Source organism: Treponema sp. OMZ 840 (genome assembly GCF_050937815.1).
In the GTDB taxonomy this organism is placed as follows: Bacteria; Spirochaetota; Spirochaetia; order Treponematales; family Treponemataceae; genus Treponema_C.
Window position 1 is genome coordinate 59,820 of record NZ_JACDIJ010000002.1, and the last position, 26,163, is coordinate 85,982.

The window sequence follows — 26,163 nt, forward strand, 5'->3', positions numbered from 1 at the left end:
AGGGGAAAGTGTCGCACGGCTCCCTTAGGGGAGCTCGTGCTTAGCGAGTTTTTACTGCGTAAAAACTCGCCGATAGTTAAACTCTTTTGTATACACACCTTTTCGTCCTTTAGAAGCTTGCGCCTTTGTCCAATCATCCTTCGTTACCCTCTTCTATATATTGAATCATGATAGGGCTAAAACGGCGGGGTATCAAAAAAACGGTGCACCAATTCAGAACTATTCGCTATTTCTTCCCCGCTTAGGTTCTCTCGTGCCATTTCTTCAACATATTTGAAATAGCCATATGAAACATATTCTTCTTTAAAGGGACTATAAGAAACAAGCGAACGTACCATCCGAACAGGTTTCTGTTTAAATGTTTTTTTACTCAACTGCTTTCTTATGTTTTCCGGGATTGTCGCCAGTGCCATGGGTGTCTTTGTATATCCTATCGGATCAATACCTTCAACGTTAATTAACTGTGACTCTGTCGGTTCGCAAAATTTGTAAATACTTTCTTTTTCCCAATATAGATTTCCAATAATTTTAACATTTAATATACCGTTATTAATGAACCAAATACCTATAAGTGCACCCATATATTTTTTTTTGCCATGAGGATAGTATACCTCACGCAACATGTAAAAAAGCTTATTCGGGAAAAACCAATATGTTGCAACACTGGGCTGTTCCAGTCCGGTCCAAGCTCCCAATATCATCGATTCTTCGTTAGATAAATTATATTTCGCTTTTAATTCAGGGAACTCATCCCAAAAATACGTCCCTAGCGGATTCAAAACGTCCGTAAATTTCTGCAGCTGTTCATACGTATATGCCTTTTCTGCAATCCGCTCTTTTTCCGCTTGTTTTTTATCGTCAATAACTACATACACCACCATAATTAAAAATAATCCGATACATGCGGCTAAAAGAATCAAAAAAACCTGTAGTATTTTCTTTAATATCTTTTTTATCATAAAGTACCTCTATTTCACCACCGTATAAAAGCGAACGTAGTTCTCCAATAAATATTCCCGATAAGAATACCGCTGTCTCCGGTAATTAAAACATATCGTCTCGCAGCCGGTTAAGTTTTTCTGTATGGTACACCCCCTTTGTATATATCTTTATTCCTGCTTGCAGCACAAAACCTAATATACAATGTGGTTATAGATACTTTTAACCAACAAACATATAAAAATTCCTATACATATAAACATAAGTTTCTTTTTCTTTTTTATCACGGAAATTAAAAATACAGTTATATAAGTTATTTCCAATGGAAGAAGAAGAACTGAAAGCCCATATGTCGAATCGACCAGAGGACCACCTAAATTAAACACAAAATCAAGAAACATTGCATTATACATAACTAAATACAGCAATACTTCCAGAAAAAAATTTAATACATCCATCATAACTCATTCCGAATAGACTTTTCTATAACCATCTATTTGTGTAATGAATATTTTCTAAAGAATATAAACACATCAATATTATTTTTCTCTTCATTCCCGATTTCTCCTTTCCCTATTATACCACATACTTTACATAAGCGCTATGCAAAGAACCGTTTCGGCGAAGCTGCACAACACACTATATCTGTTTTGATTGTAATGTTTAAAATAAAGTCGTTGCAATATACCGACTCAAAATTCTTGACCTTGTATACGTATTGATTTATAATTAATACGTAAGGAGGCGGCTGTGGCGGGAAAATTAACCCTCAGTATCGATGAAAATTTAATCGGCTTTGCCCACTGTCGCACGGCTCTCAATGCGAGCCGTGCTTATCGGGTTTTTACTGCGTAAAAACCCGCAGACTTGAAAGTTTCTATGGGTATTTTTAACCTCTTTTTGTATATACATCGCACTTAACACCTATAAAATTATTTAATATGTCAGTCCTTTGATTTGTAATCCCAACTCATCGGCAATCCACTTTGCAGTATATCCTTCATTGTCAACAATACTTATATCCGCTCCGTGTTCTATTAAATATTCGCAAATATCTATTCTACCGCTATTTACCGCATACATAAGAGCGCTGCATCCTATGGAATTTATAGCGTTTACATCTATTTTGTGATTAACCAAAAACTTTACACAATCAAAATGCCCCATAATAACCGCACTGAACAATGCCGTTGCATTATCTTCATTTTTTATATTTATATTTTTTGTCTTTTTGTAAATTACATCAAGTACTTCTACGCCGGTTGCTGCTGCATACGATAACGTGCTATAACCATTAGAATTGGTAAAGACAGAAACATCTACGTTATATTTAATCAACAACTCAAGTCCTTTTATATTATTATTTACAATGCAATTAAATATTATCGGCATATGTATTGTCGGTGATATCGCATCAGGATTTGCTCCTTTTTTTAATAGGAATTCTGCAATGTCGTAATGATTATAATATAAGGCTCCCTCCAAAGGATTTATCATAAATAACCCTTCAAGACCGTATTGTTCTACCGATCGGGGACCGAATCTTTTATAATATCTTTTTACACCCTCCAAATCTCCGTTTTCCAGATACTTTGAATATTCGGCAAAATCTTCCAATGTAGGAAACTCTTCCTTACAGGAAACAACCGACAAAACCGATATCGTAATCAGTACATATAAAATTATTCTTTTTACATTCATTTATTTACAGCTCCCGTTTCCATTATACCACATATTGTATATAGTCTCCATTTTATTTTCTTTTTTTTAATATGGACAAATTCACTTTTCAAAAGTGAATTTGTCCGTTATAATAAAACCATGATACGGCGAAAGATAAAGAAAACCTTTTTACAATCATTGCAATTTTACCCGATAACGATTGTTACCGGTCCGAGGCAGTCCGGGAAAACGACGTTTTTAAAAGATGTTTTGCCCGATTGGAAGTATGTTTCCCTTGAAGACCCCGATATACGGGAATTTTGTAAAACGGATCCCAGAGGGTTTTTATCGTCGTTTTCGGAGCGTTCAATCATCGATGAAGCACAGCGGGTTCCCGAGCTTTTCTCGTATTTGCAGACAAAAACGGATAAAACGGGAGATTCGGGACAATATGTCCTTTCCGGCTCTCAAAATTTTCAGCTTATGAAGTCGATTTCTCAGTCGTTAGCGGGAAGATGTTCCGTTCTTAAACTCATGCCCTTTTCGCAAACGGAATTGCAAGAGGCAAATCTTTTGCATAAAAACGTATACGACTACATTTATACGGGCGGTTATCCGCGTATTTACGACAAACACATTCCGCCAGCAAGATATTATGCCGATTATTTTGAAACCTATGTACAGCGGGATATACGAAACGTGGAAAATATCGGCGATTTGCAGCTTTTTACCAAATTTATAAAACTGTGTGCGGGAAGAATCGGGCAGCTTGTAAATATAACCTCCTTGGCTAATGATTGCGGAATTTCGGCTACAACCGCGACAAGATGGCTTGCTTTGCTTGAAACAAGTTTTATAATCTATAAGTTAAAGCCCGATTTCAGGAATTTTACAAAACGTCTTACAAAGATGCCGAAAATATATTTTACGGACACGGGCTTAGCCTCTTATTTACTGGGACTGAAAAGCGGAGAACAGCTGTCTACCCACTATCTTCGCGGGAACCTTTTTGAAAACATGATTATAAACGGTTTTGTTTGTAATGAATATAATCGCGGGTTTGAACCGGATTTTTCCTATTGGCGCGATAAAACGGGGCTTGAAATCGACTTGTTAAAAACTTCTCTTACACAAGAAGGAAAAGAAATTATTGAAGCCTATGAAATCAAGTCAGGAGAAACGATGAGCTCCGATTATTTTTCCAATATGGAAAAATGGGCAAAATTTCCGGGAAACACGAACAATACCAAAACCCTTATTTATGCCGGAGAACAGTCCTTTACTACGCAATACGGAAAAGTTATGTCGTGGAATAACCCGTTATATCTTTAATTACTTCGCTTGCGATAAGAAGACCGGCGGAGGCGGGAACAAAGGCGATACTTGCGGGCGGTTTACATGAAATGCGGGGCACTTCGGTTGAAAAGACGGTTTTAAGAGAGGCGATGCCGCGTTTTTTTAATTCGGTGCGTATAACGCGCGCGAGGGGGCACACCCTTGTTTTAAAAATATCGGCGGTTTCAAAGCGCGAGGGGTCGAGCTTGTTACCCGTTCCCATAGAGCTGATAATCGGAATATGCAGGCGCCGTGCCGTTTCTATTAAAAGCAGTTTTGAGCTTACCGTATCTATCGCGTCCACAATGTACGAGCAGTCCGCAAGGTGTTTTTCAACTTCTGCGGCATTTTCCGCCGAATAAAAAAGGTTTAAGCAGGTAAGCTGCATATCGGGGGCTATATCCGTAACGCGGTTTTTTGCCGCTTCGGTTTTAAATTGGCCGACGGTGGAATAAAGGGCTAAAAGCTGGCGGTTTATGTTTGAAGGACTTATGCGGTCGTTATCGACCAAAACAAAGTTTTTGACGCCGCTTCGGGCAAGGGCTTCGAGAACGTAGGAACCGACGCCGCCCAAGCCGAACAGGGCGACTTTCGCGTTGTTCAGCTTTTGAAGGGCGTCTTTTCCGATGAGGGTTTCGGTACGGCTTAAGGGCGATTCGGCTTCCACGTTTTAAGCTTCCGGTGTTTTATTTTTTGAGCGAGGCGGCGTATGCCTTTAATTCTTTTAATTCTTCGGCAAAGACGCGTATGCCTTGTGCCCAAAAATCCTTCGATTCGATATTAAAGCCCGCTTTGCGGCATACGGTTTCGCAGGAATAAGAGCCCGTATCTTTAAGTAAGGCGGTATATACTTCGGGGAAGGATGAGCCTTCTTTTTCAAAGCGCGCGTACAGGGCAAGGGCGAATAATTGACCGAAGGCATAAGGGAAGTTGTAAAAGTCCAGCTCCGGTATATAATAATGGCTTTTTACCGCCCACATATAGGGATGGCGCTCTTTGGAAAGGCCGTTTCCGTAGGTATCGTTTTGCGCCCTTGCCATAAGCCGGCAAAAATCCGCCGCGGACAATTCGGATTTTGAACGTTCTTCAAAAACCGAGCGCTCAAAATAAAAACGGCATAAAATATCGACCAATACCTGATTGCCGTCGGACAAGTGCATTTCAATCAGCTTTGCCCGCTCAAAGCCCGAAGTTTTTGAAAGCTGATCCTTCATAACGATGGTTTCGGCAAAGATGCTGGCGGTTTCGGCGAGGGTCATCGGGTACAGGGTTTGCGGATAGTCCAAGTCTTTGACGCACCATCCGTGATAGGCATGTCCCAGTTCGTGGGCGAGGGTGGTAACGTCGGAAAAGGTTCCCGTAAAGTTGGACAAAACGCGGGTTACCTTGTGGAAGGGAAAATCCGTGCAGTATGCGCCGCCGACTTTTCCGCGCCGCACTTGGGCGTCTATCCAGTTGTGCTCAAACGCATGGCGGGCGAAGTTTCCCATATCTTCGGAAAAAGATGAAAAACGTTCTATAATATACTTTTTTGCCTCGTTAAAGGTCCACACCTTTTCGGCGTGCGGCTCCGAACCGTGCTCGGGATTTGTTCCCTTCGTTTTATTTTGCGGCGCTTTTAAAGGAGCGAATATATCGTAAAAGGCGCATTTTTCAATACCGAGCAGTTTTGCCTTGGTTTTCATATAGGAGCGCCACATGGGCAAAGCGTCTTCCATTGCGCCGATAAGGGCATCCAGAGTTTTACGGCTCATGCGGCATTCGAACAAGCTGCGCTCTATCGCCTCTTTCCAGCCGCGCCGTTTGTTCAGGCTGATGGTCGCCGCTTTGAGGTTGTTTAAAGAGGCTGCAAAGGCGATTTCGTTTTGCTTTAAAAGCGCCGTTTCTTTTTCGTAGGCGGTTTTCCGTATCTTTCGTTCTGCGGCGTAGGCTTCGTTGCGCAGTTCGTTAAAGGTTTTACCCGTTTCCGTATCGACGGCGTTGGAGATGATTTGTTCCTGTAAGCGGCTCCATGCGTCGGCGCCGAAACGCTGTAAATCGTTTGCAACGCTTTCTTCTTTATCCGACATTTGATGTTTTTGAGCTTTTACGGCTTCTTCCAAAATAAAGCGGTATTTTTCATGTTGTGGAAAACTTGTGTAAAACTTGTCGAGTTCTTGTGCATGTGCGGTTAAAATGGCGCGGAACGAACGGTCAAGCTCTTTTGCTTTTAAACCTTTTTCCTGTAAAACCGAAACGGCGTTTAAATACTGAGTATTTGTCGTATCGGTTGTATAGGCAGCATTTGCATAGGATAAAAGCGATTGGTATAAAGCGCCGGTTTCATTATGCAGCATTAAGGTTTTTTTTAGCCACAGGGGAAAATTGTCGTCTTTTTTGTTGTCTAAAAGGCTTTTTTGCATTGCATTAAAGCCTTTTTCCAAATTTTTTAAAGCACGGCGAAAATCTTCTCCTTCAACGGAAGAATAAATCGAAGATAAATCCCATTTGGGCGCTTTTATTTTAGACTGTGTTTTTTTCATATAAACTCCTGTTAAAAACCCGGCGGTAAAATCCGCCTGCATATAAACGTTTTATTCTTTATCATATACCGATTTAAAGCTTTGGGCAACAGCCTGTCGTTTGTTTATACCGAGCACCGTCTTTTTTTCTTTGTGGAAAACCTGTGGAAAATTAAGCTGCAAAAAAACAGCCGAACCGGGTCAACGTACATCGGCGTTTGATGACGGCTTACGTGTTTTTATGGAAAAAAAATTCATACTGTGATATACTGAATTTTATGCTTGAATTTATCGTACAAAACGGAAAACCGGTTCCCTTCGGAGCAAACCCGACCGATAGGGGGGTAAACTTTTCCGTATTTTCACGCAGCGCCGAATCGGTTTCTTTGGCTATTTTTAGCAATCCCCAAGATAACAAACCCTGTCACATTTTTAATCTTGATCCGCATCAAAACCGCACAGGCGATATTTGGCATATTCATATTCACGGCCTTAGCGCCGGAGCCTTGTATTTGTATCAAGTTGACGGCCCCTTTGATCCGGAAAAGGGACACCGTTTTGATAAAAGTCAGTTTTTAATAGATCCGTATGCAAAAGCTTTAACCGATTCTTCTTTTTTTGCATTTAAATACAATGAGAAAAAAAAGAAGGAAAAGGCTCTTTGCGAAAAAGACGGGCATTTTTTTGTTATGCCGAAATGCGTGGTTATCGACGACGATGATTTTGATTGGCAGGGCGATAAACCGCTCAACTATCCTCTGCAGCACAGCATTATCTATGAAACGCATTTAAAAGGTTTTACGCAAAATACGAATTCGGAAGTTAAACAGCGGGGAACTTACCGCGGATTTATTGAAAAGATACCGTATTTGAAGAGCTTGGGAGTTACATCGGTAGAATTTTTGCCGGTGCAGGAATTCGATGAAAATGAAAACACGAATATCAACCCGAAAACAAAACAGATTTTAAAGAATTATTGGGGATACAGTACCATTTCTTTTTTTGCTCCGAAGGTCGGTTACGCCGCCGATAAAAATCCGGGAGCATGCGTGGCCGAGTTTAAAGAAATGGTACGCGAAATGCATAAAAACGGCTTGGAAGTTATTTTAGACATTGTGTTCAATCATACCGCCGAAGGAAATGAAAAAGGGTTTACTTTGAATTTCCGCGGCTTTGAAAATTCCGTTTACTATATGCTTGAAGAAAAGGACAAGCGGTTATATAAAAATTTTTCCGGCTGCGGTAATACGATGAACTGTAATCATCCGGCGGTGCGTACCTATATTATCGATTGTCTTCGATATTGGGTAAGCGAAATGCATGTGGACGGTTTCCGCTTTGATTTGGGTTCGATTTTGGGGCGCGATACAAAGGGGCGCTTGATGGAAAATCCTCCTATGCTTGAAAGGATTGCCGAAGATCCCCTTTTGCGCAATACAAAAATTATAGCGGAAGCCTGGGACGGCGGCGGAGCCTATCAAGTGGGAAGTTTTCCCGGCGGCCGCTGGGCGGAATGGAACGACCGCTTCCGCGACGATATCCGCCGTTTTTGGCGGGGCGATAAGTTTTTTACGGGAGGAACCGCGACCCGTCTTGCGGGAAGTTCCGATTTATATTTACGCGACGGCCGGAAACCCTTTCATTCGATTAATTTTTTAACAAGCCATGACGGATTTACTTTAAACGATTTGGTTTCTTATAAACAAAAACACAATAAAGCAAACGGAGAAGACAACAGGGACGGCTTGGATAATAATTACAGCTGCAATTACGGACATGAAGGTGCGTCCGGCGATCCGGAAATAGAAAGCGTCCGCAAACGGCAAATAAAAAACATGATTTTAACATTGTTTTTATCGCAGGGAACGCCCATGCTTTTAGGCGGAGATGAGTTTAGGCGGACGCAAAACGGCAACAACAATGCCTATTGCCAAGACAACGAATTGTCTTGGTTCGATTGGGATTTGAAAAACCGCCATGAGGATATTTTTAGTTTTACCCGTAAGGCAATTGCGTTCAGAATGCGGCATCCGGCGTTTCGCCGCCCGGAATTTTTTCTCGGACAGGATCTTTCCGAAAACAACGTACCCGATATTTCCTGGTTCGATCACAAGGGAAATATTTTTAACTGGGATAAACAAGCGCACTTTCTTGCCTGTCTTATAGACGGAAGCAAGGTGGAAATACACAGTGAAAAAGACGATAACGACTTTTATCTTATGTGCAATGCGGGAAAAGAAACCTTACATGTAAAAATTCCCGACGCACAACCGGGTAAAAGGTGGTACCGCTGCGCCGATACTTCTTTTGAATCGCCGAATGATTTTTTTGACAAAGACAAAGAAGCCGTTTTAGATGAAAGCGAGTACGCGTTATGCGGCAGAACAATGGCCGTTTTAATTGCAAGGTAAACAGTATAACAAGGAGATACAAATGGACTTTGACATTTTTGCTTTTGAAAAATCCGTAAAAAATCGTTTAAAAAAACAATATGATACGGATTTACATGCAGACAATCATGATGTATACGATGCGGCCGCCGCTGCTGTGTTGGATGTGATTATGGAAAACTGGAAAAAAACCCGGCTGGCGCATCAAAAGGATAAGGTTCGGCACATCTATTATTTTTCAGCGGAATTTCTTATGGGCAGGGCGTTGAGCAACAATTTAATCAATTTGCGTATAAAAGACCAAGCGGTAAATGCCTTGGAAAAAATGGGGTTTAACTATAATACAATAGAAGAGCAAGAACCCGATGCGGGACTGGGAAACGGCGGTTTGGGACGGCTTGCCGCTTGTTTTTTGGACTCGCTTGCGACATTGAATTATCCTGCCGTCGGCTACGGTATACGTTACCGCTACGGTATGTTTGAGCAGCGCATAGAAAACGGCTTTCAGGTCGAATATCCCGATAATTGGCTGAAAAACCGCGACCCGTGGGAAATACGGCGCAGTGATTTGGCTGTGGAAGTTCTTTTCGGCGGATCCGTTTCGGTTCGCCATGAAGCCGACGGCCGAGACTATTTTTCGCTTGAAAACGCCGAACGGGTAACGGCAACCCCCTACGATACGCCGATTGTCGGATACGACACAAAAACGGTAAATACGCTGCGTCTGTGGGAAGCGTCTTCGCCGGAAGGCTTTGATTTGCAGCTTTTTAACGATATGCACTATAAGCGCGCCGTCGAAAAACAAAATTCCGCCGAAGATATTTCCCGTGTGTTGTATCCGAACGACAACGGCCCTTCGGGAAAAGCGCTGCGTTTAAAACAGCAGTATTTTTTTTGCTCTGCAAGCTTGCAGGATATGATTCGCTCTTATACCGCCGTTTACGGACAAGATTTTTCGAAATTTGCCGACCTTCACGTCATTCAATTAAACGACACACATCCGGTAGTTGCGATTCCCGAACTTATGCGTCTTCTTATGGACGAGCATCGGTTGGAGTGGGATGAAGCGTGGGCTGTTGTAACCAAAACCTTTGCATATACGAATCATACGATACTTGCCGAAGCGTTGGAAAAGTGGCCCATCGATATTTTTCAAGGGTTGCTGCCGCGTGTGTATCAAATCGTAGAAGAAATAAACCGCCGATTTCTTTCGGATTTACGCACCCGGTTTCCCGACGATTACGATAAGCAAAACCGTATGAGTATTATACGCAACGGAATGATTTATATGGCATGGCTTGCAATCCATGCTTCTTTCAGTGTAAACGGAGTTGCGGCCCTTCACTCCGAAATTTTGCGTACGCAAGAATTAAAAGATTGGGCGCATCTTTATCCTGAAAAATTCAATAACAAAACAAACGGTGTTACACAGCGCCGCTGGTTGTTGAGCGCAAATCCGCGACTTGCTTCTTTTATTACAAAATACGCCGGAAGCGGCTGGGAAACGGATTTGTCTGTTTTAAAAAATCTCGAAACATATATCGACGATACGGCGGTATTAAAAGAACTGCTCGAAATAAAACAGCAAAATAAAGAAGATTTGGCCGCCTGGCTTAAGGCGACACAAAACGAGTTTTTGGATCCCGAATCGATTTTCGACGTACATATAAAACGCTTGCACGAGTATAAACGCCAGCTTTTAAATGTTTTGCATATTATATACTTATACAATCGTATTTTGGACGACGAAGATTTTAATCCGCCTGCCCGTACCTTTATTTTCGGTGCAAAGGCGGCATCCGGATACCGGCGCGCCAAAGCAATTATAAAATTAATAAATGCCGTTGCCGTAAAAATAAATACCGATAAACGGGTGCGCGGAAAAATTCGGGTTGTTTTTGTGGAAAATTACCGCGTAAGCGCCGCCGAAAAAATCTTCCCCGCCGCCGATGTGTCCGAACAGATTTCCACTGCCGGAAAAGAAGCATCGGGTACGGGCAATATGAAGTTTATGCTGAACGGCGCTTTAACGCTGGGAACCCTGGACGGAGCAAATATAGAAATCGTTGAAGAAGTTCATGAGCAAAACGCTTTTATTTTCGGTTTAAAAGCCGACGAAATTCTTGCGATGGAAAAAGCGCAGTCTTATAATCCCCGTGCATACATCGACCGTAATGCCGGTCTTGCAAAAGCCCTGCAGCAGCTTACCGACGGAACGTTCGGCGATGCGCGGCCTTTTTTTCAGGAATTGTACGATTCGCTTGTGTACGGCGTAGACGGGCAGAGGCCGGATGTATACTACGTCCTTGCCGACTTTGACGCCTATTGCCGCGCACAGGAAAGCGTTGCCGCCGCCTATACGGACCGTGAAGGCTGGGCAAAAAAAACGCTTTTGAACATTGCCCGCTGTGCTAAATTTTCGTCCGACCGAACAATAGAAGACTATGTGCGTGATATATGGAAACTTAAAAAGATAAAAATTGATTGATATGGAAAAAGCGCAGCTTTACATAAAAAAGAATTTTGTTTAGAATATAACAAACCAGGAGGTTAGAATGTTTACACAAACGGCGAAAACAAAACGGCTTTTATGTATATTGTTTTTTTTGCTTCCTGTTGCCGTTTTTTCGCAGGTAAAAAATTATGTAGGAATCGTTCGGGAAAAATATTATCCTGCAAGCGTTTCCATACTCGAAGAATACCGCGATCTTTTGCAAACAACGGGGTATACGTCGTATGCAAAAGCGATCGATTCTTATTTAAAAGGCGGGTTCGGTTCCGGATTTGTCTATGTTGCTTCCGACGGCACAAACTATATTATTACAAACCGCCATGTCGTATCGCAGGCGGAAACGGTTTCGATTGAATTTGAAGGCCCCGACGGCGGATTGACAAAATACGACAATTTAAAAGTTCTAAATGCCGATGAAGAAATCGATTTGGCAATTTTAAGTTTTCCCAAAGGCGTCAATCCTTTTAAAAAAGGACTGACCTTCAGTTCCAAAAAGATAGAAGACGGACAGGAAGTATTAACCGCAGGCTTCCCGGGTCTTGCAGGGGAACCGCTGTGGCAGCTGGGTAAGGGGTCGGTTACAAATGCATCGGCCCGCATAAAAGATTTGATAGATCCGGAAATTTCCTCTCTTATTCAGCACTCGGCGCAAATCGACGGCGGAAACTCCGGAGGCCCTCTTTTGACAGCGGATAAATCCGCCGAAACCGGCTATGCCGTTGTCGGTGTGAATACGTGGAAGTATAGGGGCCGGCAGGATACCAATTATTCCATTCCCGCAATAACCGTTCAAACATATATAAAAAAAGTTTTGGAAACCGGAGAACAAACCTCTTCGCGTGAAGCCGTACAAAGCCGTACAAAGTCTTTTATAACGGCCCTTTCCAAAAAAAATAACGCCTTTACGGATATAGTAAAGTATATTTCATACGACTATGTTGCCGCCGAAGGAAAAGAGCTTTTTATCAAAGCGCTTTCGTCGGCTCCTTCTGCCGTGCGTTCGGTTGTCATTGCGGTTTTTGATAATTATTCTCCGCTAGAAGGAATGCGCTACGCCGTTGCTTGGCACGTGTGGACGAAATTTCACGACAAAGACGATACCGTACAAATCGATGCGGGAGAATTATCCGAAACTTCCGCCGGAACCTATATACTGCCTTTAAAAACGGCGGGAGCCGAAAAAGCTTCCGAAACGATATGGATAAAAGAACACGGCGTTTGGCGGCTGGAAACGGCGGACAAACAAGATAAAGAAGAATTTTCCGAAAAAGAAAGGACAAAAAAAGCCGAAGGGCAAGAAAAAAAAGAAAAACAAAAAAAAGCAAAAGAAAAATCGGAAAACTTTTCTTTTGAAAGCACCTATAATTCCTATCTTCAAGTCGGATTTGATCTTTCGCTTACAAAAGGGCTTTCAAGCGGGTCAAGTGTGACATATTTTAATTTTCCCGATTTTGATTCTTCCGATATCCATTGGTTCGGTGCCGGCGCTTTTGTTTCCGTAGACTCTCGTTCCGTTTTTATTAAAGACAGCGTTACTAATACTGTACAAGAATACAAGAATTTGCGGCTTATAGTAGGCCCTGCGGTTTGTCTGCAAGTGCCTATGACCGTTAAAAAAGTACATGTGTTTCCCTATCTTACCGGCAGCGTCGGGCTGAATCTTGTCGGCTTTTTTTCGATAGAGAATGCCGGCGGCTTGGTAATCGGTCTTGAGCCGGGTGTAAGGCTGGGTTATGATTTCGGAGCCAATGCAAATGCCTTGTTGGGAATCGCGTATAAATATCAACAGCAGCAACCGCTGTTTGAGAACAAAGCACGGAATAAAATACAAAAAAACAGCCTTGTGTTTTCCGTGATAGTTGTGTTTTAGTCACAGTTAATCGTATAATGAAGGAGAAATAAAATGAAAGCGAAAAAAACAGGTTTTATTCTTTTATGTCTGATTTTTACGGCGTCTTTATTTTTTACCGGATGCTTATCTTTGATCGACTCCATATTTAAACAATCTGCCCGTGAAGATTTGGCAAAAGACATTAAAGGAAGTCCGGAAGAAATGCTCGTGATTTACGGCGAACCGGGTTTTACCGGAGGACTTTGGTTTCAAGCCAATACTAAAAAAGCTCCGAGTCATGCGTATTTTTATACGGAAAACGAAGGTGCGGTTTCCTTGCCCCTTGTTCCCGGCGGCCGATATCACCAATATTTTGATTGGACGGTTGTTCATATGGGAAACAATGTAACGACGACATATTATTTGCACGGTCTTAACGGAAACACGGATTCGGAATTTATTGTTCCAGAAAAAACGGGAATATATTATTTCGGCGATTCGATTGAAACCTTAAAACCGGGATTTGCAAAAAACCAAAAGGATACCAAAACGGCAAAAGAGCGCAAAGAAGCCGAACTGCGTGCCGTAAAAAGCGCTTATAAGGTATATGCGGACACAGCATGGGGGCCGCTTTTCAAAGCCAGAATGGAGGAATTGAAAAATGAAAAATAAAATCAAAATAATAACCGCAGCGGTATGTTTGTTGTTTTTAAGCGCCGCCGTGTTTGCAACCGAAAATGTCAAAGAACCGGGAAAATCCTACGTAATGCTGGTGGGGCGCGTTTCGATGCTTCAAGATATCGACAGAGATTTTTATATAAAAACGCTCGACCTCGATCCTGCTCTGAAAGACAAGGCTCATGTATACGGATTTTTACCGAATCCGAAATATAAAGATCTGATAGGGGTTCCCATCGATACGATTATCGGCGATTATTTTTTTATTCCCGTAAAAATACCTAAAGACGGCACCTTTCCTTTGGACGGATTTTTTGTGTTTTTATTTACGCAAGGAGCAAAGAAAATAGACGTTGCGGGAAATATATATAAGGCACGCTCCCGCCATATCTTTTTGCCCTTCTTTATGGATGTAAAAATTACGGGCGAAGATAAATATATTTACATCGGAAGTTATGAGTACAGCTTTGCGGGCGACAACTTTGTCGTTGATAACATAAAGACAAGGGACGAGTTTGATGAAGCCCAAGCCCTTTTAAACACAAAATTGGGAAAAGAGGTGCCGTTAACGCGCGCCGTTTTGTTAAAGCCCGAAAAAAAGGCGGACAAATAGCATAAAACTGTATAAAAGCGGGGCGGTTTTTTAATCCTCCCGCTTTTTTTATATAGTTTTGTGTACCGCTTTTGCGGAGAGCGGAGGAGCTATGAATAAGGTTTTGTTAATCAGCTTTGATGCGGTCGGGTGTGACGAGCTTGACGAATTGCTTGCACTGCCGAATTTCAGCCGGCTTGCGGGGCAGGGAATGCTGTTCCGCGATATGAAAACCGTTTTTGTATCGAACACCTATCCCGTTCATACCTCTGTTGCGACGGGGGTGCCGCCGAATAAACACGGTATTATATCGAATACCTTTATAGACCCCGCAGAAGAAGGAGTGTGGTGTTACGACAGCCGCCGCATTGGCGCAAAAACCCTGTGGCAGGCCGCCCGCGAAAAAGGACTTAAAACGGCAGCTGTTTTATGGCCGGTTACCGGCTACGCAAAGGATATACACTGGAATTTGCCCGAGGTTGTTATACGAAAAGGTGAAAATCAAGTGGTGCAGAATTTAAAAGCCGGCTCTTTTTTTATTCAAATGCAGGCTTTTTTCCGCCACCGGCATTTAATGCACGGTATTTCCCAGCCCGCCCTCGATAATTTTGCCGTTCACGTTATGCGCGATATAATTCGTGAAAAAAAACCCGATTTTATGCTTTTACACTTAACGAGCTTCGATACGATTTGCCACGAATACGGAAGAAAAGCTCCCGAAACAAAAAAAGCCTTAGAATATTTGGACGGTTTTTTGGGACAAATTTGTGCCGTTTTGGAAAAAAATACGAGCGTTATCGTGTTTTCCGACCATGCTCAGCTTGATGTACACACAAATCTTCATCCGAACAAGATGCTCGAAACGGCGGGTTTTTTAAAACAAACCGAAAGCTATGACGAAGTATTTAAAAAAAAGGTAAACATTATAAGCGATTACCGATATTTTTTTCACTATGCCGGCGGCAGTGCGTTTTTGTTTGCAAAAGACCCGACAGATAAAAAGAGCGAAGAAATAGCGCGCATAAAAAAAGCGGTTTTGGACATTGAAGGAGTTGAGCGTTTGTTATCGGTAGAGGAGATGAAAGAATCCGGCTTTGATGCCCCTTCTCCGTTGTATTCGAGCGGCGCACTTTTCGGAGTATGCGCAAAAAAAGGCTGCCATTTCGGCGACACGCATTACGAAAAAGGTACACACGGTTATCCCCTTGACCGGCCGCACTACGGTGTTTTTTGCGCCGTTAATAAAAAAACGGACGGTTTTGTGTGTTCGTCCGTTCTTGACGTTACAAAGCTTGCCGCTCTTCTCTTGGGCGTTTCTATGTAAGCTGTGCCGTTTTATTATTTTACGCTCATAACAAATACGCCCTTCCATCCCGGCCTGGGCGGGTTTTCCTGATAGCGGGCAACTCTTTTTAAAAACACCTTTGAGGGAGCGTCGTTGTATTTTTCTGCCGCTTCGGAAAAATATTTTTCGGCTTGCTTCCATTTTCGTTTTCGGTAATAAGAAAGGCCTGTTTCAAAAAGTCGTTTTATTTCATAAATTTTTTCCGCCGCCGAATCTTTTGCTTGCAGGATTTCAAAAATACGCACGGGTTCTGTTTTTCCTTTTACCGTTATAAAGTCAAGTTCACGGCAAACAAAAAGGTTGTTTAAACTTTCGTATACAGCTTCCGAGATAATCGATTTGGAGCCGTATTCTTTGTTTGCGCTTTCAAGGCGGGCGGCAAGGTTTACGGTATCTCCTATCGACGTTAGGTCTTTTCTTGTTTCGGAACCGACAGAGCCGAACACTACGGAGCCGGAATTAATTCCGATTCCTATTGAAATGGCGGTATCGCCCTCTTTTAAGGCTATTTGCTTTTCGCGCTGCATTGCTTTCCGTATTTCCATTGCCGCCTTGCATGCGTTTATTTCCTTTTTCGGGCCGGAAAAAACAGCCATTATTTCATCGCCCACATATTTATCGACGTCGCCGCCGTTATCAAAGATGATTTTTGTTTCGATGTCGAGGTAACGATTTAAAAGGCGTATAACTTCTTTCGGGGGCATTGTTTCACAAAGGTTGGTAAATCCGCGTATATCCGTAAACAAAAAGCACAAATCCCGTGTTGTGCTGGGACGGCTTATCTTTTTTTCCGCATTTTGGACGGTTTGAAAAGAAACATAGGGCAGCATTCCGCGCACAAGCGAAACGATGTTTTTTATTTCTACCGAAAGATTTTTTATTTCATCCCGGGTATTGACGGTTTCTTCAAAAACAAGTTTGTCCGCATCGATTTTTGCACTGCCGGCAAGCATATCGCCGAGGGTGTTGGCGGTTTTTCTGATGTTTCCGCATAAAAAGAGAATGGGGTTTGCAATAAAATCGGCAAGAAAGAGGGTAATGATTATTGAAGCATAGAAAAAAACCGCCGAAAGCGAAAAAATAAAGACCTTTGCTTGAAAATAGGGCCTGTCCAAAATTTCTTTCATATAGGTAACGACGGAAAACCCCACAAGCCGCTGACCGTCTTTTCGCGAAAATAATACGGGGCGCAGGTATAGATAGGTGCCCTTTTCGGGGTTATAAAGGGGGATGTTTTCGGTTTGTTTGTTTTGCCAATGCTCTATATACAGCGCGGCAGTTCCCGGCGAAATAAATTTTTCGTCGGCAGGGATAGTGCGGACGTGTCCGGCCGCAGTCGTATACGAAAACACGTCAAAAAGGGGAAATTCGGTAAAAAAATCGATTTTTTCGATAAAAAGCGGTGTTTTACTGTTTGTTGTAATAATGTCTACCCTTTCAAACGGGAAGGGAGAAGAAGCGTTTGTTTTTTTTATGCCTTCAAAAAAAGCACTTATTTTTGAATGAAGACCGTCCGAAAACACATATATTGCCGCAACCTGCTCGGCCAAATTCGTACCGGTGTTATTGACTGTTTGTGTCAAAAGAGTTTTATAGTTTTTTAAATCGGTATAGATAAAGGTTGAAAGAATAACAAGTATTGTAAAAAGAATAACGATGGTAACCTTTATTTTTATATATGTTTTTTTTGGTGTGTGTTTAAAAAACCGTATAATGCTTTTTAGCAGGGTTTTTACGGTAAGGATTTTTTCTTTTAAACTGCGTTCCGCATTTTTTCGTTTTTTATACTTTTCAATTATTTTGATGCGGGCGGCATTTTCTTTTTTTTCTTCTTCCTTTAGAAGTTGTTTATATTCCAAATAAGAAGAGCTTTGTGATTTTATTGAAATAATTCCGAGTGCGATTAAAAAAAAGTGAAAAATAGAAGCGGTAAAAAAGGCCGAATATACCAGCGGGCTTAAAGAATAAAACCAGCGCGGGGTGTTTGCAAACAAAACCATTCCTGCAATGGACGTTGAAAGATAAAAGGTGGTAGGAAAAAGGGCACAAAGATAGATTATTTTTCCCGTTATTTTTTTTTGGAAAAAAGAAACACAAATTGTAATAAAAGCAGCGGGAATAAGGAAAAGCAAAAAACAGCTTATGTATAAAAAGTTAAATCCGCGCTCTATTATTCCCGAAAAAAGTACGGTAAAAGGATACAGTAAAACGGAAGGCTGTTCCCGATTGAACAAATCCATTTTATCCATACTGAAGGGGAAAAACATAAGTACGGTAAAAACAACAAGGGAAAGGACTTTGAACGGATAGGATGAAGCGATAACCTTTTTTTTCATTTTTCGGATTTTTTCAAAAATAACACTCATTTTTTTTCCTTTTTTAATATAACACCTGATACAAGGGATAACACATGAAAACGGAACGGACGGGCAGAACTTTTTAAGTATTTGCTATTGAGTCAGCATTTCCAATGCCCGTCCGGATTCTTCTACACAGGCAATAAGGTCGTGAATATTCCCTTTTTCATTCGAAGGAATACTTATTGCAATTATTTTATCTTTATTTTTTTGTAAATATGTTAATCCCTTTTTAATTTTATTATTCCGATAGTATAATTCGACAATGTTTATATATGCAAGGGGTGTCGGATTGTTTTTTAAAGAAGCTCTGAGTTGAGAAATATTTTTAGAGTTTTCGTTTTGCTCTTCTCTTTTGTCGACATCTTTATAATAAATCGGTTTTCCGTCAATAATATAATACAACAATGCCCATGCGTCTTGAAAACCTTCGTTGTTTTTAAGAATCCTGTTTTCAACCGCATTGTAATTTGAAAGTATTAACAAGGTATCGGTTTCATTTTCCAAATGTGAAAAATTAAAACGCAAATCCTGTTCTCCTTCATAATTTTTTACAACAAAACGGACTTTGTAGCCTTGCTTTAAAAAATCGAATATCGTTTTACATGATTTTCGAAGGTGAATTCTGTCTGCGCGCCGTAATAAATCAAAGCGGAAACAAAGGTCTTGATAAAAAAGCGACGCATATTCATAACATGGCGTAAATTCCGACAACGCCAAAGACGGTTCTTTGTCGCGCAGAATTTCCAGTTGTACTATACTGTTGTCCGTTTGACCCGTTAAAAAAGAATGTATACTTATCATCAAGATAAACGGTAAAACAACTTTAAAAGATTTTTTCATATTAGGTTTTCCTTAGTCTTTGCTTATCCCCGCGACGGCAAGCTGTAAAGAGCACAGCATTTCGTCCACGGTTTGCTGGTCGAGGATAGCGAGGCGGAAGATGGCGGATTCGATAAGCGAATAAAACATTTCGTTTGCCGCCTTTACGTTTATCTGTTTGAATTCGCCGTTTTTTTTGCCTTCGATTAAAAGGGTCGAAAGCAAGTGGCGCAAGCGTACAATGCGGCGGCGCACACGGTCGCCGGGGTTTTTACCCGTTTTTTGTATTTGAATAAGATAAGCTAAAATTACGCGGAACAATTGGCGGTTTTCTATGCAGCTTTGAACGATGTTTTCAAGAACGGCCAAAAGCCTGTCTTTGCAGCTGCGGTTTTTGTCGTTCATAATCAATTGTAAAGATTTTTCCAAACCTTCGGTTAATTGCTTAATGCTCCATAAAAAAATTTCGCGTTTGTTTTTAAAGTAAATATACAAGGTGGTGCGCGTAATTCCGCAGCGGTCGGCGATTTTTTGGAAGGTGGCGTCCTCATAGCCTTCTTCAATAATCACATCGAGTGCTTTTTTTAAAATGACTTTTTTGCGTTGTTCGTGGTCTACTACGATTCCCATCTTGTCCTCCGTTTTTCAAAACTGTGAGCCGTGCCGTCTTTGTGTTCGTCTTTTCGGCCGGCGGGCGCGTTTTGATATATATAAAAAAAAGTATCCAAATTGCCGCCTTTGAGGTTTTTAACCGAAGCCGCGCGTTTTCCTATAAGATTTTCGAATTCGTTTGATGCCGTAATAAATCCCATATCCCAGTGTGCAAAATCCGTAAAAAGGCAGCTCATTTGCGCATATAGGGCTTGAATCTCCGTTTGGCTGTTGAGCCGCTCTCCGTACGGCGGATTCGCTATAATAAGGCCCGTGTCGTAAGGCGCTTTTATATCGGTAAAGCCGGCGCAATCGAATTGCGGTCTTTGTATGCGCTGGTCGCTTCCGATAAGCTGTAGGGCTCTGCCTGCGCTGACGCACGCGCGTTCGGCATTTGCGCGGGCGCGTTCGACCGCATCAGGATCGATATCGGTTCCCGTAATGCGCGCCGTTACTTCCGGCCGTATTTTTGCCGCCTCCCGCTTTTTAATTTCGTCTGCACGCGGGGGGTCGAAAAAGCGGAGGTTTTCCAAAGCAAAGCGGCGGCCGAAGCCCGGCGGAATATTATATGCGTAAAGCGCGGCTTCTATGGCGATGGTACCCGACCCGCAAAAAGGATCGTGAAAGGGGGTTTTTCTGCGCCAGCACATAAATTGCAAAAGGGAAGCCGCAAGCGTTTCCCGTATAGGCGCGCTTCCTCCGTCTTTACGGTATCCTCTGCGGTTTAAAGGCGCTCCCGATAAATCCAATAAAACGGATACAACGTTTTTTTCTATATATATGCGTATATCCGCTTGAGCGCCGCTTTCCGGCAGCACTTCCATATGCCACACCGAACCGAGTTTTTTACAAACCGCTTTATGGACAACCGATTGGACGCTGTGCTGGGAAGTCAGCTTGCTTGAATGAAGTCGTATTTTATCTATGTGCGGCTTTACGTCCTTATTAAAAAAATCCTGCCAATTAAGAGCGTATACGCCGTCAAAAAGCGCGTCGAAATCTTCTGCGGGGAAGACGCCCGCCTGCAAATAGATTCGGTCGGCCGTTCTCAAACATAAATTCGGCGTAAACAATTCGTTTTCGGGGCAAAGGAATAAAACTCTGCCGGCCGCTTTGCCGCAGGTTTTAAAGCCCAGTTTTTTTATTTCGTTTGCGAGAATCTTTTCGGTTCCGATAGCGCATAAAGCTGCAAGAGTCGTCATCTGTAACAGTATAACACAGGTTTACAAAATTCGCAATTATGTATGACCGTTTAAAGTTGAACAATGGCGGAAACGGTGATTTTTGAAAACCGTTCGTTTGTGCCGGAGCTGTGCCGAAAAAATCAAAGCCCGTGTACACGTCCGTTTTTATCGTATATAATAACCTATGCTTTTTGTATTTGTCTGTTTGCTTGCCGCTTCCGGCTTTGTTTTTTTTTGTTTTGCGGCAGGAAGTGTGCTGTTCAGGTTTTGTTGTGTTCGTGCCGTATATACAAAAAATTCCTTTGTCGACAGGGCGCCCCATGTAAAAGACGAGAGGATAATAACTCCTTTACTCGAAGCAAAAAACCGCTTTTTCGAGCGTAAGTCGGAAAAAGTTTCGATTTTTTCGGCTAAACGCCGATGTTTTTTCGTTATTCCGCTAAAGCGGGTCAAGTTATGCGGCGATTTGTGGCTGCAGCCGCCGGGAGAAAATAAAAATACGGATATAGCCCTTTTGGTACACGGGTTTTCCGATTCGGCAAGCGGTATGTCTTATTTGGCCGAATCGTATTATAAACGCGGGTTTTCGGTTTTAAGCATCGATTTGCGCGCACACGGAGAAAGCGGCGGGCGTTTTGCCGGTTTAGGCGGCCTTACGACCGATGCGGCCGACACCGCATTGTGGCTGCGTTATCTGTGCCGCCGCTTCGGTTCCTCTTTGCGGATTGTTCTTCACGGCGTTTCCATGGGCGCCGCATCGGTCGTCAACTGTGCGTTCGGCATTGTTGCCGTGCGTGAGGAATACGAGGCGGAGCGGAGGGCATTAAAAGTTGTCGCCGCCGATTGCGGTTTTTTTTCTTTTTCCGAGCAAGCGGAGCACCAATTGGCTTTGTTTTTATCTTCGGGGAGCCTGCAAAAAGCCGTGTTTAAATGCGTTGCGGCGGCAGCCTCTTGCATTAATTTTTTTGTAAACGGTTTTCTTTTTTCCGCACACTGTCCTGCCCGGATTTTACGGCGCAGCGCGGAAACATTGCACAAAAGGCAAGGTCTTGCGCAAAAATCTGCACAAGCGTCTGCACAAAGCTTTTATCTTATTGTTTTTCACGGAACTGCCGATACCCTTGTGCCGCCGTCCGCTTCCCGGCGCTTGTACGAAGCGGCGGGGGAGCCTAAAAAACTTGTATTAACGGAAGGTGCGCCGCATATCGGAAGCTGGTTTTACAATACGGAAGAATATATGCGCTCAATAACGCAAGCTTTTGAAACCGAAAAAACGAACGCTTAAAAAGGGTGCTTAAACGATAATAAGCTCCGTTTTATTTGTTTGAATTTGTTCAATATATTCTGCCGGAATTCCCGAATCCGTAATAACGGTGGTAAAATCGCCGATTTTAGCAAAAGAGCATGCACTTACAACGCCGAATTTACTTGAATCGATAAGAAGCACCTTTTTTTTACTTGATTCCATAATTGCACGCTTTAAAGGAGAGTCTTCAATGTAGGCACAGGTAGGCCCCATTTCAAGTTCATAACCGGTGGCTCCTATAAATGCAATATGTGCGCGGTATCTTTTTATAGCTTTAATAGAATCTTGGTCATAAAAAACTTTCGGCTTTTGTGCAAGAACTCCGCCCGGAGTAATTATTGTGCTGTTTGTAATTTTTGCCAGCACGTTTAATGTGTTAAAGCTGGACGAAATTGCCGTACAGACAAAATCTGTAGGAAGAGCTTCCGCTAAAAGCTGTACGGTTGTGCCGGAGTCAAAAAAAATCACATCATTAGAATGTATAAGGGTAACCGCTTTTTGTGCAATTTTTTGTTTAAGCTCTTTGTTTTTTTTCATTTCCTCCGATACAATGTAATTGTTTTCTTCTCGTGGTTTTACCGCGACAATTCCGCCGTATACTTTTGAAATATATCCGTTTTGAGCGAGAAAAGACACATCTCTTCTGATTGTCATTTCCGAAACATCGAGCAAACGGGAGAGCTGCTTTACAGTCAAAAAATGAGAATTTCTTGCGAGGTCGAGTTCTTTTTTTTGTCGTTCGTTTAGTCTTTTCATTGTAAAACTATAACACATTTATCGCAGAATTGCATTATCGGATACGGAGGTTTGATAACTTTTTCTGCAAAATCGCCGTTTCGGTTTATTCAAGGTTTGTGTGCCGGCTGACGATTTCCTGTTCGGGCATAGATGCCGTCAGACAAAAAATAAGCGTTTCTCCGATAATAAAGACGGTTTGTTCAAACAGTGTTCGCATCAATTGTTTGCTGTTTTTTTGTTCGTTTATCAATGCAGAGGGCGCGTTTATTTTTAAGACGGTAGAAGCAAAATCTCCTTCTTTTATTGTCTCCGATGCGGTGAATAAAAATATGTCAAGATCAAGCTTTTTAAGCCGTTTTAAAATAGCGACAACCGACGGAGTTTCCCCCGAACCCGATGCGGCGATAATAAGATCGCCCTTTTCCGCCGGGGGGCAGGGGATGTTGCCTGCTATATAAGATTCGATGCCTAAGTGATTTAAACGCATACAAAAAGCGGAAAGCATTATGCGGGACCTGCCCGTTCCGACAAAAAACACCCGCCGAGCTTGTTTGATTTTTTCTAAAAGTAAATTTAGTCGCGCCGTATCGATTTTTTCCATACAAAAAGCTATTTCGTTTATTATGTCGATACTTTCTTTTTTTATGTCCATTTTATTCCTTTGTTTGTACTTTAACATCATTATCGCTTTTTTGTGCTTTTTTGTCAAGAAAAACAAGGTTTTTGTGTGTTTTTAAACATTTTTCTTGACATATTGAAATTCAGCACTTATAATTCAAGGTGTTGGTAAACTATAAACATTTTAAGGGTGTGAATAATGTCAGGAGATTATTATCTTGAATTAAGAAATATATCAAAGTTCTTCCCTGGTGTAAAGGCTTTAGATAAAGTGAATTTTGAGATCCGAAAAGGAGAAGTTCATGTTCTTTGTGGTGAGAACGGGGCGGGGAAAACAACATTAATGAAAATTTTAAATGGTATTTATCATACTGATGAAGGAGAAATTCTCATAGAAGGAAGTCCTGTTGAAATAAAATCCCCTCTTGATGCTCGTTATTATGGAATCTCTATGATTTTTCAAGAATGTGCATATGTTCCAGAGATGGATATAGCAGAAAATTTATTTTTGGGTGATTGGCCAGTGAATGCTCTTAGGCAAGTCAATTGGAAACAAATATATGAAAAGACCAAAATCTTACTTCAGAAAGAAAATTTGCTTGCGCAGATTAAGTTTAAACACGGTGTTTATACGAAGTTGCGTGACTTATCAATTTCAGATATTCAAATGTTGGAAATTGTAAAGGCTATTTCAAAAGGGTTTCAGGTTCTTATAATGGATGAACCAACGTCGTCGCTAGCGCTTCACGAAACAGAAATTTTGTTACAGAAAGTTTTAGAACTAAAAAAACGAGGAAAAAGTATAATTTATATTTCACACAAAATGGATGAGATATTTAAAATTGCTGATCGGATAACAATTTTCAGAGACGGAAAAACAGTGTGCTCAAAACCAGTATCTGATTTATCTATAGATGAAGTTATAACGCAAATGGTGGGACGAACGCTTTCAAACGATTATCCGAAAAAAGTAACACCACCAGGAAAAAGATTACTGTCGATAAATCATTTAACGCGTAAAGGTTTTTTTTATGATATTTCGTTTTCTCTTAATGAAGGGGAAATAGTAGGGTTTGCTGGTCTGGTTGGCGCGGGAAGAACGGAGGTCATGCGTGCAATTTGTGGTTTTGATCCAATAGATTCTGGAACAATAGAATGTTCTGGAAAGAAAATAGTTGTTCGCAATGTATCTGATAGCATTCAAAATGGTATAGCTATGTGTACAGAAGACCGTCGTCGTTATGGTCTTGTATTAGTAAGGAGTGTTAAAGAAAATATAGGGTTGCCCAACTTAGAAAAATTTATTTTCAGAGGAAAATGTCATAAAAAAATTGAAGAAAAGATAGTAAAAGAGAAATGTGCGTTATTAAAAATAAAGACACCGGGGCTTGATAGTATAGTAGCTCATTTAAGCGGGGGCAATCAACAAAAAGTAGTATTAGGTAAATGGTTGCTAAAAGATCCCTCTGTACTTATTTTAGATGAACCTACGCGAGGTATTGATGTCGGAGCAAAATATGAAATTTATAAATTTATGTCTCAAATTGTTCAGCAAAAACACAAAGGTATTATTATGGTTTCTTCTGAGATGCCAGAATTAATAGGTATGTGTGACAGAATTTATGTTATGACAGATGGTTGTATTACTGGTTTGGTTGAACGGAAAGATTTCTCACAAGAATTAATCATGAAGTATGCAACAGGGCAAAAAACGACAAAAGGGGTTTTATATGAAAATATCAAAAAGGATAGTAGGCGGCTTTAGAAAATATAGTATTTTTGTGATTCTCATTATAATGCTGGTTGTGAGTTCTGTGCTGAATGAAAATTTTTTTACTGTTTCAAATCTGACAAACATAATGCGACAAATTTCTGTTACAACAATATTGGCTTTTGGTGAAACGATGCTTATTATTAGTGGTTTGATAGACCTTTCTTCTGGAGCAGTATTAGCTCTTTCCGGGGTTGTTTCTGTTTCTGTTTTTAAGACAACAGGTTCTTTGTTTTTTGCTTTTTGTATTGGAATATTGGTAGGTGTAATATGTAATTTTCTAAGCGGAGTGTTTGTAAGTGTTTATAAAATGCCACCCTTTATTGCAACGTTAGCATTAACACAAATCGCTCGTGGGGGGGCGCTTTTATTTACTATGGGGCAAAACATCTATCAAATAGACAAATACATTTTTTTTGGACAGGGTTCTCTCTTTTATGTTCCAATACCTATTATTTTTATGGGCTTAATGCTCCTTTTAACGTGGTATATTCTTAATCATACTCGTTTTGGTAGGTCTTTATATGCTATTGGAGGGAATGCCGAAGCAGCAAACGCTTCCGGAATTAAAGTTGCAAAAACAAAATTTTTTTGTTTTATTATTAATGGGTTTCTTGTTGGGTTAGCCGGCGTTTTGTTTATGTCACGCGTAAATGCAGGTTTGCCAAATGCTGCTGCAGGGTATGAATTTGAGGCGATGACTGCAACTATTATTGGTGGAACAAGTTTTTCTGGAGGTATAGGAACAGCAACTGGAACTCTTGCAGGTGCGTTTATTGTTGGTTTTCTCAATAATATAATGAATTTGCTAGGAATAAATTCTTATTTACAACAAATTATCAGGGGTATAATTATTGCTCTTGCGGTAATTATGGATACGATTGCAAAAAACAAAAGATTAAGTCCAAAGGAGCTCAAACGATAAAAAACG

General features: G+C 41.3%; 20 protein-coding genes. 10 read left to right on the forward strand and 10 right to left on the reverse strand.

The genetic code is table 11. The features are described 5' to 3' along the window. Nucleotides 1-176: 176 nt before the first annotated feature. A complete protein-coding gene (locus tag H0R92_RS03760) occupies nt 177-959 on the reverse strand; it encodes a hypothetical protein (protein ID WP_432961331.1) in 783 nt (260 codons plus the stop codon). A 916-nt stretch (nt 960-1,875) separates the two neighbouring features. After that, nucleotides 1,876-2,640, reverse strand: a complete 765-nt coding sequence (locus H0R92_RS03765) for an ankyrin repeat domain-containing protein (protein WP_432961334.1) — start codon at nt 2,638-2,640, stop codon at nt 1,876-1,878. 120 nt (nt 2,641-2,760) lie between these two features. Between H0R92_RS03765 and H0R92_RS03770 the strand changes: the two genes are divergently transcribed. After that, nucleotides 2,761-3,933 carry an ATP-binding protein gene (locus H0R92_RS03770; protein ID WP_432961337.1) on the forward strand — a complete coding sequence of 391 codons (1,173 nt, stop codon included), beginning with the start codon at nt 2,761-2,763 and terminating at the stop codon, nt 3,931-3,933. Here H0R92_RS03770 and H0R92_RS03775 read toward each other — a convergent pair. Both H0R92_RS03775 and H0R92_RS03780 read right to left on the reverse strand, forming a co-directional pair. Further along, on the reverse strand, nt 3,902-4,603 hold the full coding sequence (locus H0R92_RS03775) for a tRNA threonylcarbamoyladenosine dehydratase (protein WP_432961340.1): 702 nt from the start codon (nt 4,601-4,603) through the stop codon (nt 3,902-3,904). The genes H0R92_RS03770 and H0R92_RS03775 overlap by 32 nt on opposite strands. Before the next feature lie 19 nt (nt 4,604-4,622). Then, nucleotides 4,623-6,458, reverse strand: a complete 1,836-nt coding sequence (locus tag H0R92_RS03780) for a M3 family oligoendopeptidase (protein WP_432961342.1) — start codon at nt 6,456-6,458, stop codon at nt 4,623-4,625. 257 nt (nt 6,459-6,715) lie between these two features. Here H0R92_RS03780 and glgX point away from each other — a divergent pair, with 257 nt between their 5' ends. From glgX to H0R92_RS03810, 6 genes are all read left to right on the forward strand, one after another. Then, a complete protein-coding gene (gene glgX, locus H0R92_RS03785; protein WP_432961344.1) occupies nt 6,716-8,848 on the forward strand; it encodes a glycogen debranching protein GlgX in 2,133 nt (710 codons plus the stop codon). 22 nt (nt 8,849-8,870) lie between these two features. Then, entirely contained in the window at nt 8,871-11,315 is a 2,445-nt protein-coding gene (locus tag H0R92_RS03790) for a glycogen/starch/alpha-glucan phosphorylase (RefSeq protein WP_432961347.1), read from the forward strand. Between the two features lie 67 nt (nt 11,316-11,382). Next, nucleotides 11,383-13,209, forward strand: a complete 1,827-nt coding sequence (locus H0R92_RS03795; RefSeq protein ID WP_432961349.1) for a S1C family serine protease — start codon at nt 11,383-11,385, stop codon at nt 13,207-13,209. Nucleotides 13,210-13,242: 33 nt separating this feature from the next. Then, on the forward strand, nt 13,243-13,842 hold the full coding sequence (locus tag H0R92_RS03800) for a hypothetical protein (RefSeq protein WP_432961352.1): 600 nt from the start codon (nt 13,243-13,245) through the stop codon (nt 13,840-13,842). Then, the gene (locus H0R92_RS03805) at nt 13,832-14,461 is read left to right on the forward strand and encodes a hypothetical protein (protein ID WP_432961355.1); all 630 of its coding nucleotides are present in this window, start codon (nt 13,832-13,834) and stop codon (nt 14,459-14,461) included. The genes H0R92_RS03800 and H0R92_RS03805 overlap by 11 nt, the downstream gene beginning before the upstream one ends. Nucleotides 14,462-14,552: 91 nt before the next feature. Continuing rightward, nucleotides 14,553-15,764, forward strand: coding sequence for an alkaline phosphatase family protein (locus tag H0R92_RS03810; protein WP_432961357.1), 1,212 nt, complete (start codon nt 14,553-14,555; stop codon nt 15,762-15,764). A 14-nt stretch (nt 15,765-15,778) separates the two neighbouring features. On the opposite strand, the gene H0R92_RS03815 is transcribed toward H0R92_RS03810, so the two are convergent. From H0R92_RS03815 to H0R92_RS03830, 4 genes are all read right to left on the reverse strand, one after another. Further along, a complete protein-coding gene (locus tag H0R92_RS03815; protein ID WP_432961360.1) occupies nt 15,779-18,151 on the reverse strand; it encodes an adenylate/guanylate cyclase domain-containing protein in 2,373 nt (790 codons plus the stop codon). A gap of 84 nt (nt 18,152-18,235) precedes the next feature. Then, a complete protein-coding gene (locus H0R92_RS03820; protein ID WP_432961362.1) occupies nt 18,236-18,985 on the reverse strand; it encodes a hypothetical protein in 750 nt (249 codons plus the stop codon). A 12-nt stretch (nt 18,986-18,997) separates the two neighbouring features. Beyond that, the gene (locus tag H0R92_RS03825; RefSeq protein WP_432961364.1) at nt 18,998-19,594 is read right to left on the reverse strand and encodes a TetR/AcrR family transcriptional regulator; all 597 of its coding nucleotides are present in this window, start codon (nt 19,592-19,594) and stop codon (nt 18,998-19,000) included. Further along, complete coding sequence (locus H0R92_RS03830) at nt 19,582-20,817, reverse strand: THUMP domain-containing class I SAM-dependent RNA methyltransferase (RefSeq protein WP_432961366.1); 1,236 nt, start codon at nt 20,815-20,817, stop codon at nt 19,582-19,584. The genes H0R92_RS03825 and H0R92_RS03830 overlap by 13 nt, the downstream gene beginning before the upstream one ends. 166 nt (nt 20,818-20,983) lie before the next feature. Here H0R92_RS03830 and H0R92_RS03835 point away from each other — a divergent pair, with 166 nt between their 5' ends. Continuing rightward, nucleotides 20,984-22,084, forward strand: coding sequence for an alpha/beta hydrolase (locus H0R92_RS03835; RefSeq protein WP_432961368.1), 1,101 nt, complete (start codon nt 20,984-20,986; stop codon nt 22,082-22,084). 9 nt (nt 22,085-22,093) lie between these two features. On the opposite strand, the gene H0R92_RS03840 is transcribed toward H0R92_RS03835, so the two are convergent. After that, entirely contained in the window at nt 22,094-22,861 is a 768-nt protein-coding gene (locus H0R92_RS03840) for a DeoR/GlpR family DNA-binding transcription regulator (protein WP_432961370.1), read from the reverse strand. An 85-nt stretch (nt 22,862-22,946) separates the two neighbouring features. After that, the gene (locus H0R92_RS03845) at nt 22,947-23,495 is read right to left on the reverse strand and encodes an SIS domain-containing protein (protein WP_432961372.1); all 549 of its coding nucleotides are present in this window, start codon (nt 23,493-23,495) and stop codon (nt 22,947-22,949) included. A gap of 165 nt (nt 23,496-23,660) precedes the next feature. Here H0R92_RS03845 and H0R92_RS03850 point away from each other — a divergent pair, with 165 nt between their 5' ends. Then, the gene (locus tag H0R92_RS03850) at nt 23,661-25,226 is read left to right on the forward strand and encodes a sugar ABC transporter ATP-binding protein (protein ID WP_432961374.1); all 1,566 of its coding nucleotides are present in this window, start codon (nt 23,661-23,663) and stop codon (nt 25,224-25,226) included. Continuing rightward, entirely contained in the window at nt 25,192-26,157 is a 966-nt protein-coding gene (locus H0R92_RS03855; RefSeq protein ID WP_432961376.1) for an ABC transporter permease, read from the forward strand. The genes H0R92_RS03850 and H0R92_RS03855 overlap by 35 nt, the downstream gene beginning before the upstream one ends. Nucleotides 26,158-26,163 lie beyond the last annotated feature (6 nt).

Bases quoted from the DNA above. Each gene is read 5' to 3' on its own strand.
- H0R92_RS03760 (WP_432961331.1), bottom strand. From the start codon at position 959: ATGATAAAAAAGATATTAAAGAAAATACTACAGGTTTTTTTGATTCTT.
- H0R92_RS03765 (WP_432961334.1), bottom strand. From the start codon at position 2,640: ATGAATGTAAAAAGAATAATTTTATATGTACTGATTACGATATCGGTT.
- H0R92_RS03770 (WP_432961337.1), top strand. From the start codon at position 2,761: ATGATACGGCGAAAGATAAAGAAAACCTTTTTACAATCATTGCAATTT.
- H0R92_RS03780 (WP_432961342.1), bottom strand. From the start codon at position 6,458: ATGAAAAAAACACAGTCTAAAATAAAAGCGCCCAAATGGGATTTATCT.
- glgX (WP_432961344.1), top strand. From the start codon at position 6,716: ATGCTTGAATTTATCGTACAAAACGGAAAACCGGTTCCCTTCGGAGCA.
- H0R92_RS03790 (WP_432961347.1), top strand. From the start codon at position 8,871: ATGGACTTTGACATTTTTGCTTTTGAAAAATCCGTAAAAAATCGTTTA.
- H0R92_RS03795 (WP_432961349.1), top strand. From the start codon at position 11,383: ATGTTTACACAAACGGCGAAAACAAAACGGCTTTTATGTATATTGTTT.
- H0R92_RS03800 (WP_432961352.1), top strand. From the start codon at position 13,243: ATGAAAGCGAAAAAAACAGGTTTTATTCTTTTATGTCTGATTTTTACG.
- H0R92_RS03805 (WP_432961355.1), top strand. From the start codon at position 13,832: ATGAAAAATAAAATCAAAATAATAACCGCAGCGGTATGTTTGTTGTTT.
- H0R92_RS03810 (WP_432961357.1), top strand. From the start codon at position 14,553: ATGAATAAGGTTTTGTTAATCAGCTTTGATGCGGTCGGGTGTGACGAG.
- H0R92_RS03815 (WP_432961360.1), bottom strand. From the start codon at position 18,151: ATGAGTGTTATTTTTGAAAAAATCCGAAAAATGAAAAAAAAGGTTATC.
- H0R92_RS03820 (WP_432961362.1), bottom strand. From the start codon at position 18,985: ATGAAAAAATCTTTTAAAGTTGTTTTACCGTTTATCTTGATGATAAGT.
- H0R92_RS03825 (WP_432961364.1), bottom strand. From the start codon at position 19,594: ATGGGAATCGTAGTAGACCACGAACAACGCAAAAAAGTCATTTTAAAA.
- H0R92_RS03830 (WP_432961366.1), bottom strand. From the start codon at position 20,817: ATGACGACTCTTGCAGCTTTATGCGCTATCGGAACCGAAAAGATTCTC.
- H0R92_RS03835 (WP_432961368.1), top strand. From the start codon at position 20,984: ATGCTTTTTGTATTTGTCTGTTTGCTTGCCGCTTCCGGCTTTGTTTTT.
- H0R92_RS03840 (WP_432961370.1), bottom strand. From the start codon at position 22,861: ATGAAAAGACTAAACGAACGACAAAAAAAAGAACTCGACCTCGCAAGA.
- H0R92_RS03845 (WP_432961372.1), bottom strand. From the start codon at position 23,495: ATGGACATAAAAAAAGAAAGTATCGACATAATAAACGAAATAGCTTTT.
- H0R92_RS03850 (WP_432961374.1), top strand. From the start codon at position 23,661: ATGTCAGGAGATTATTATCTTGAATTAAGAAATATATCAAAGTTCTTC.
- H0R92_RS03855 (WP_432961376.1), top strand. From the start codon at position 25,192: ATGAAAATATCAAAAAGGATAGTAGGCGGCTTTAGAAAATATAGTATT.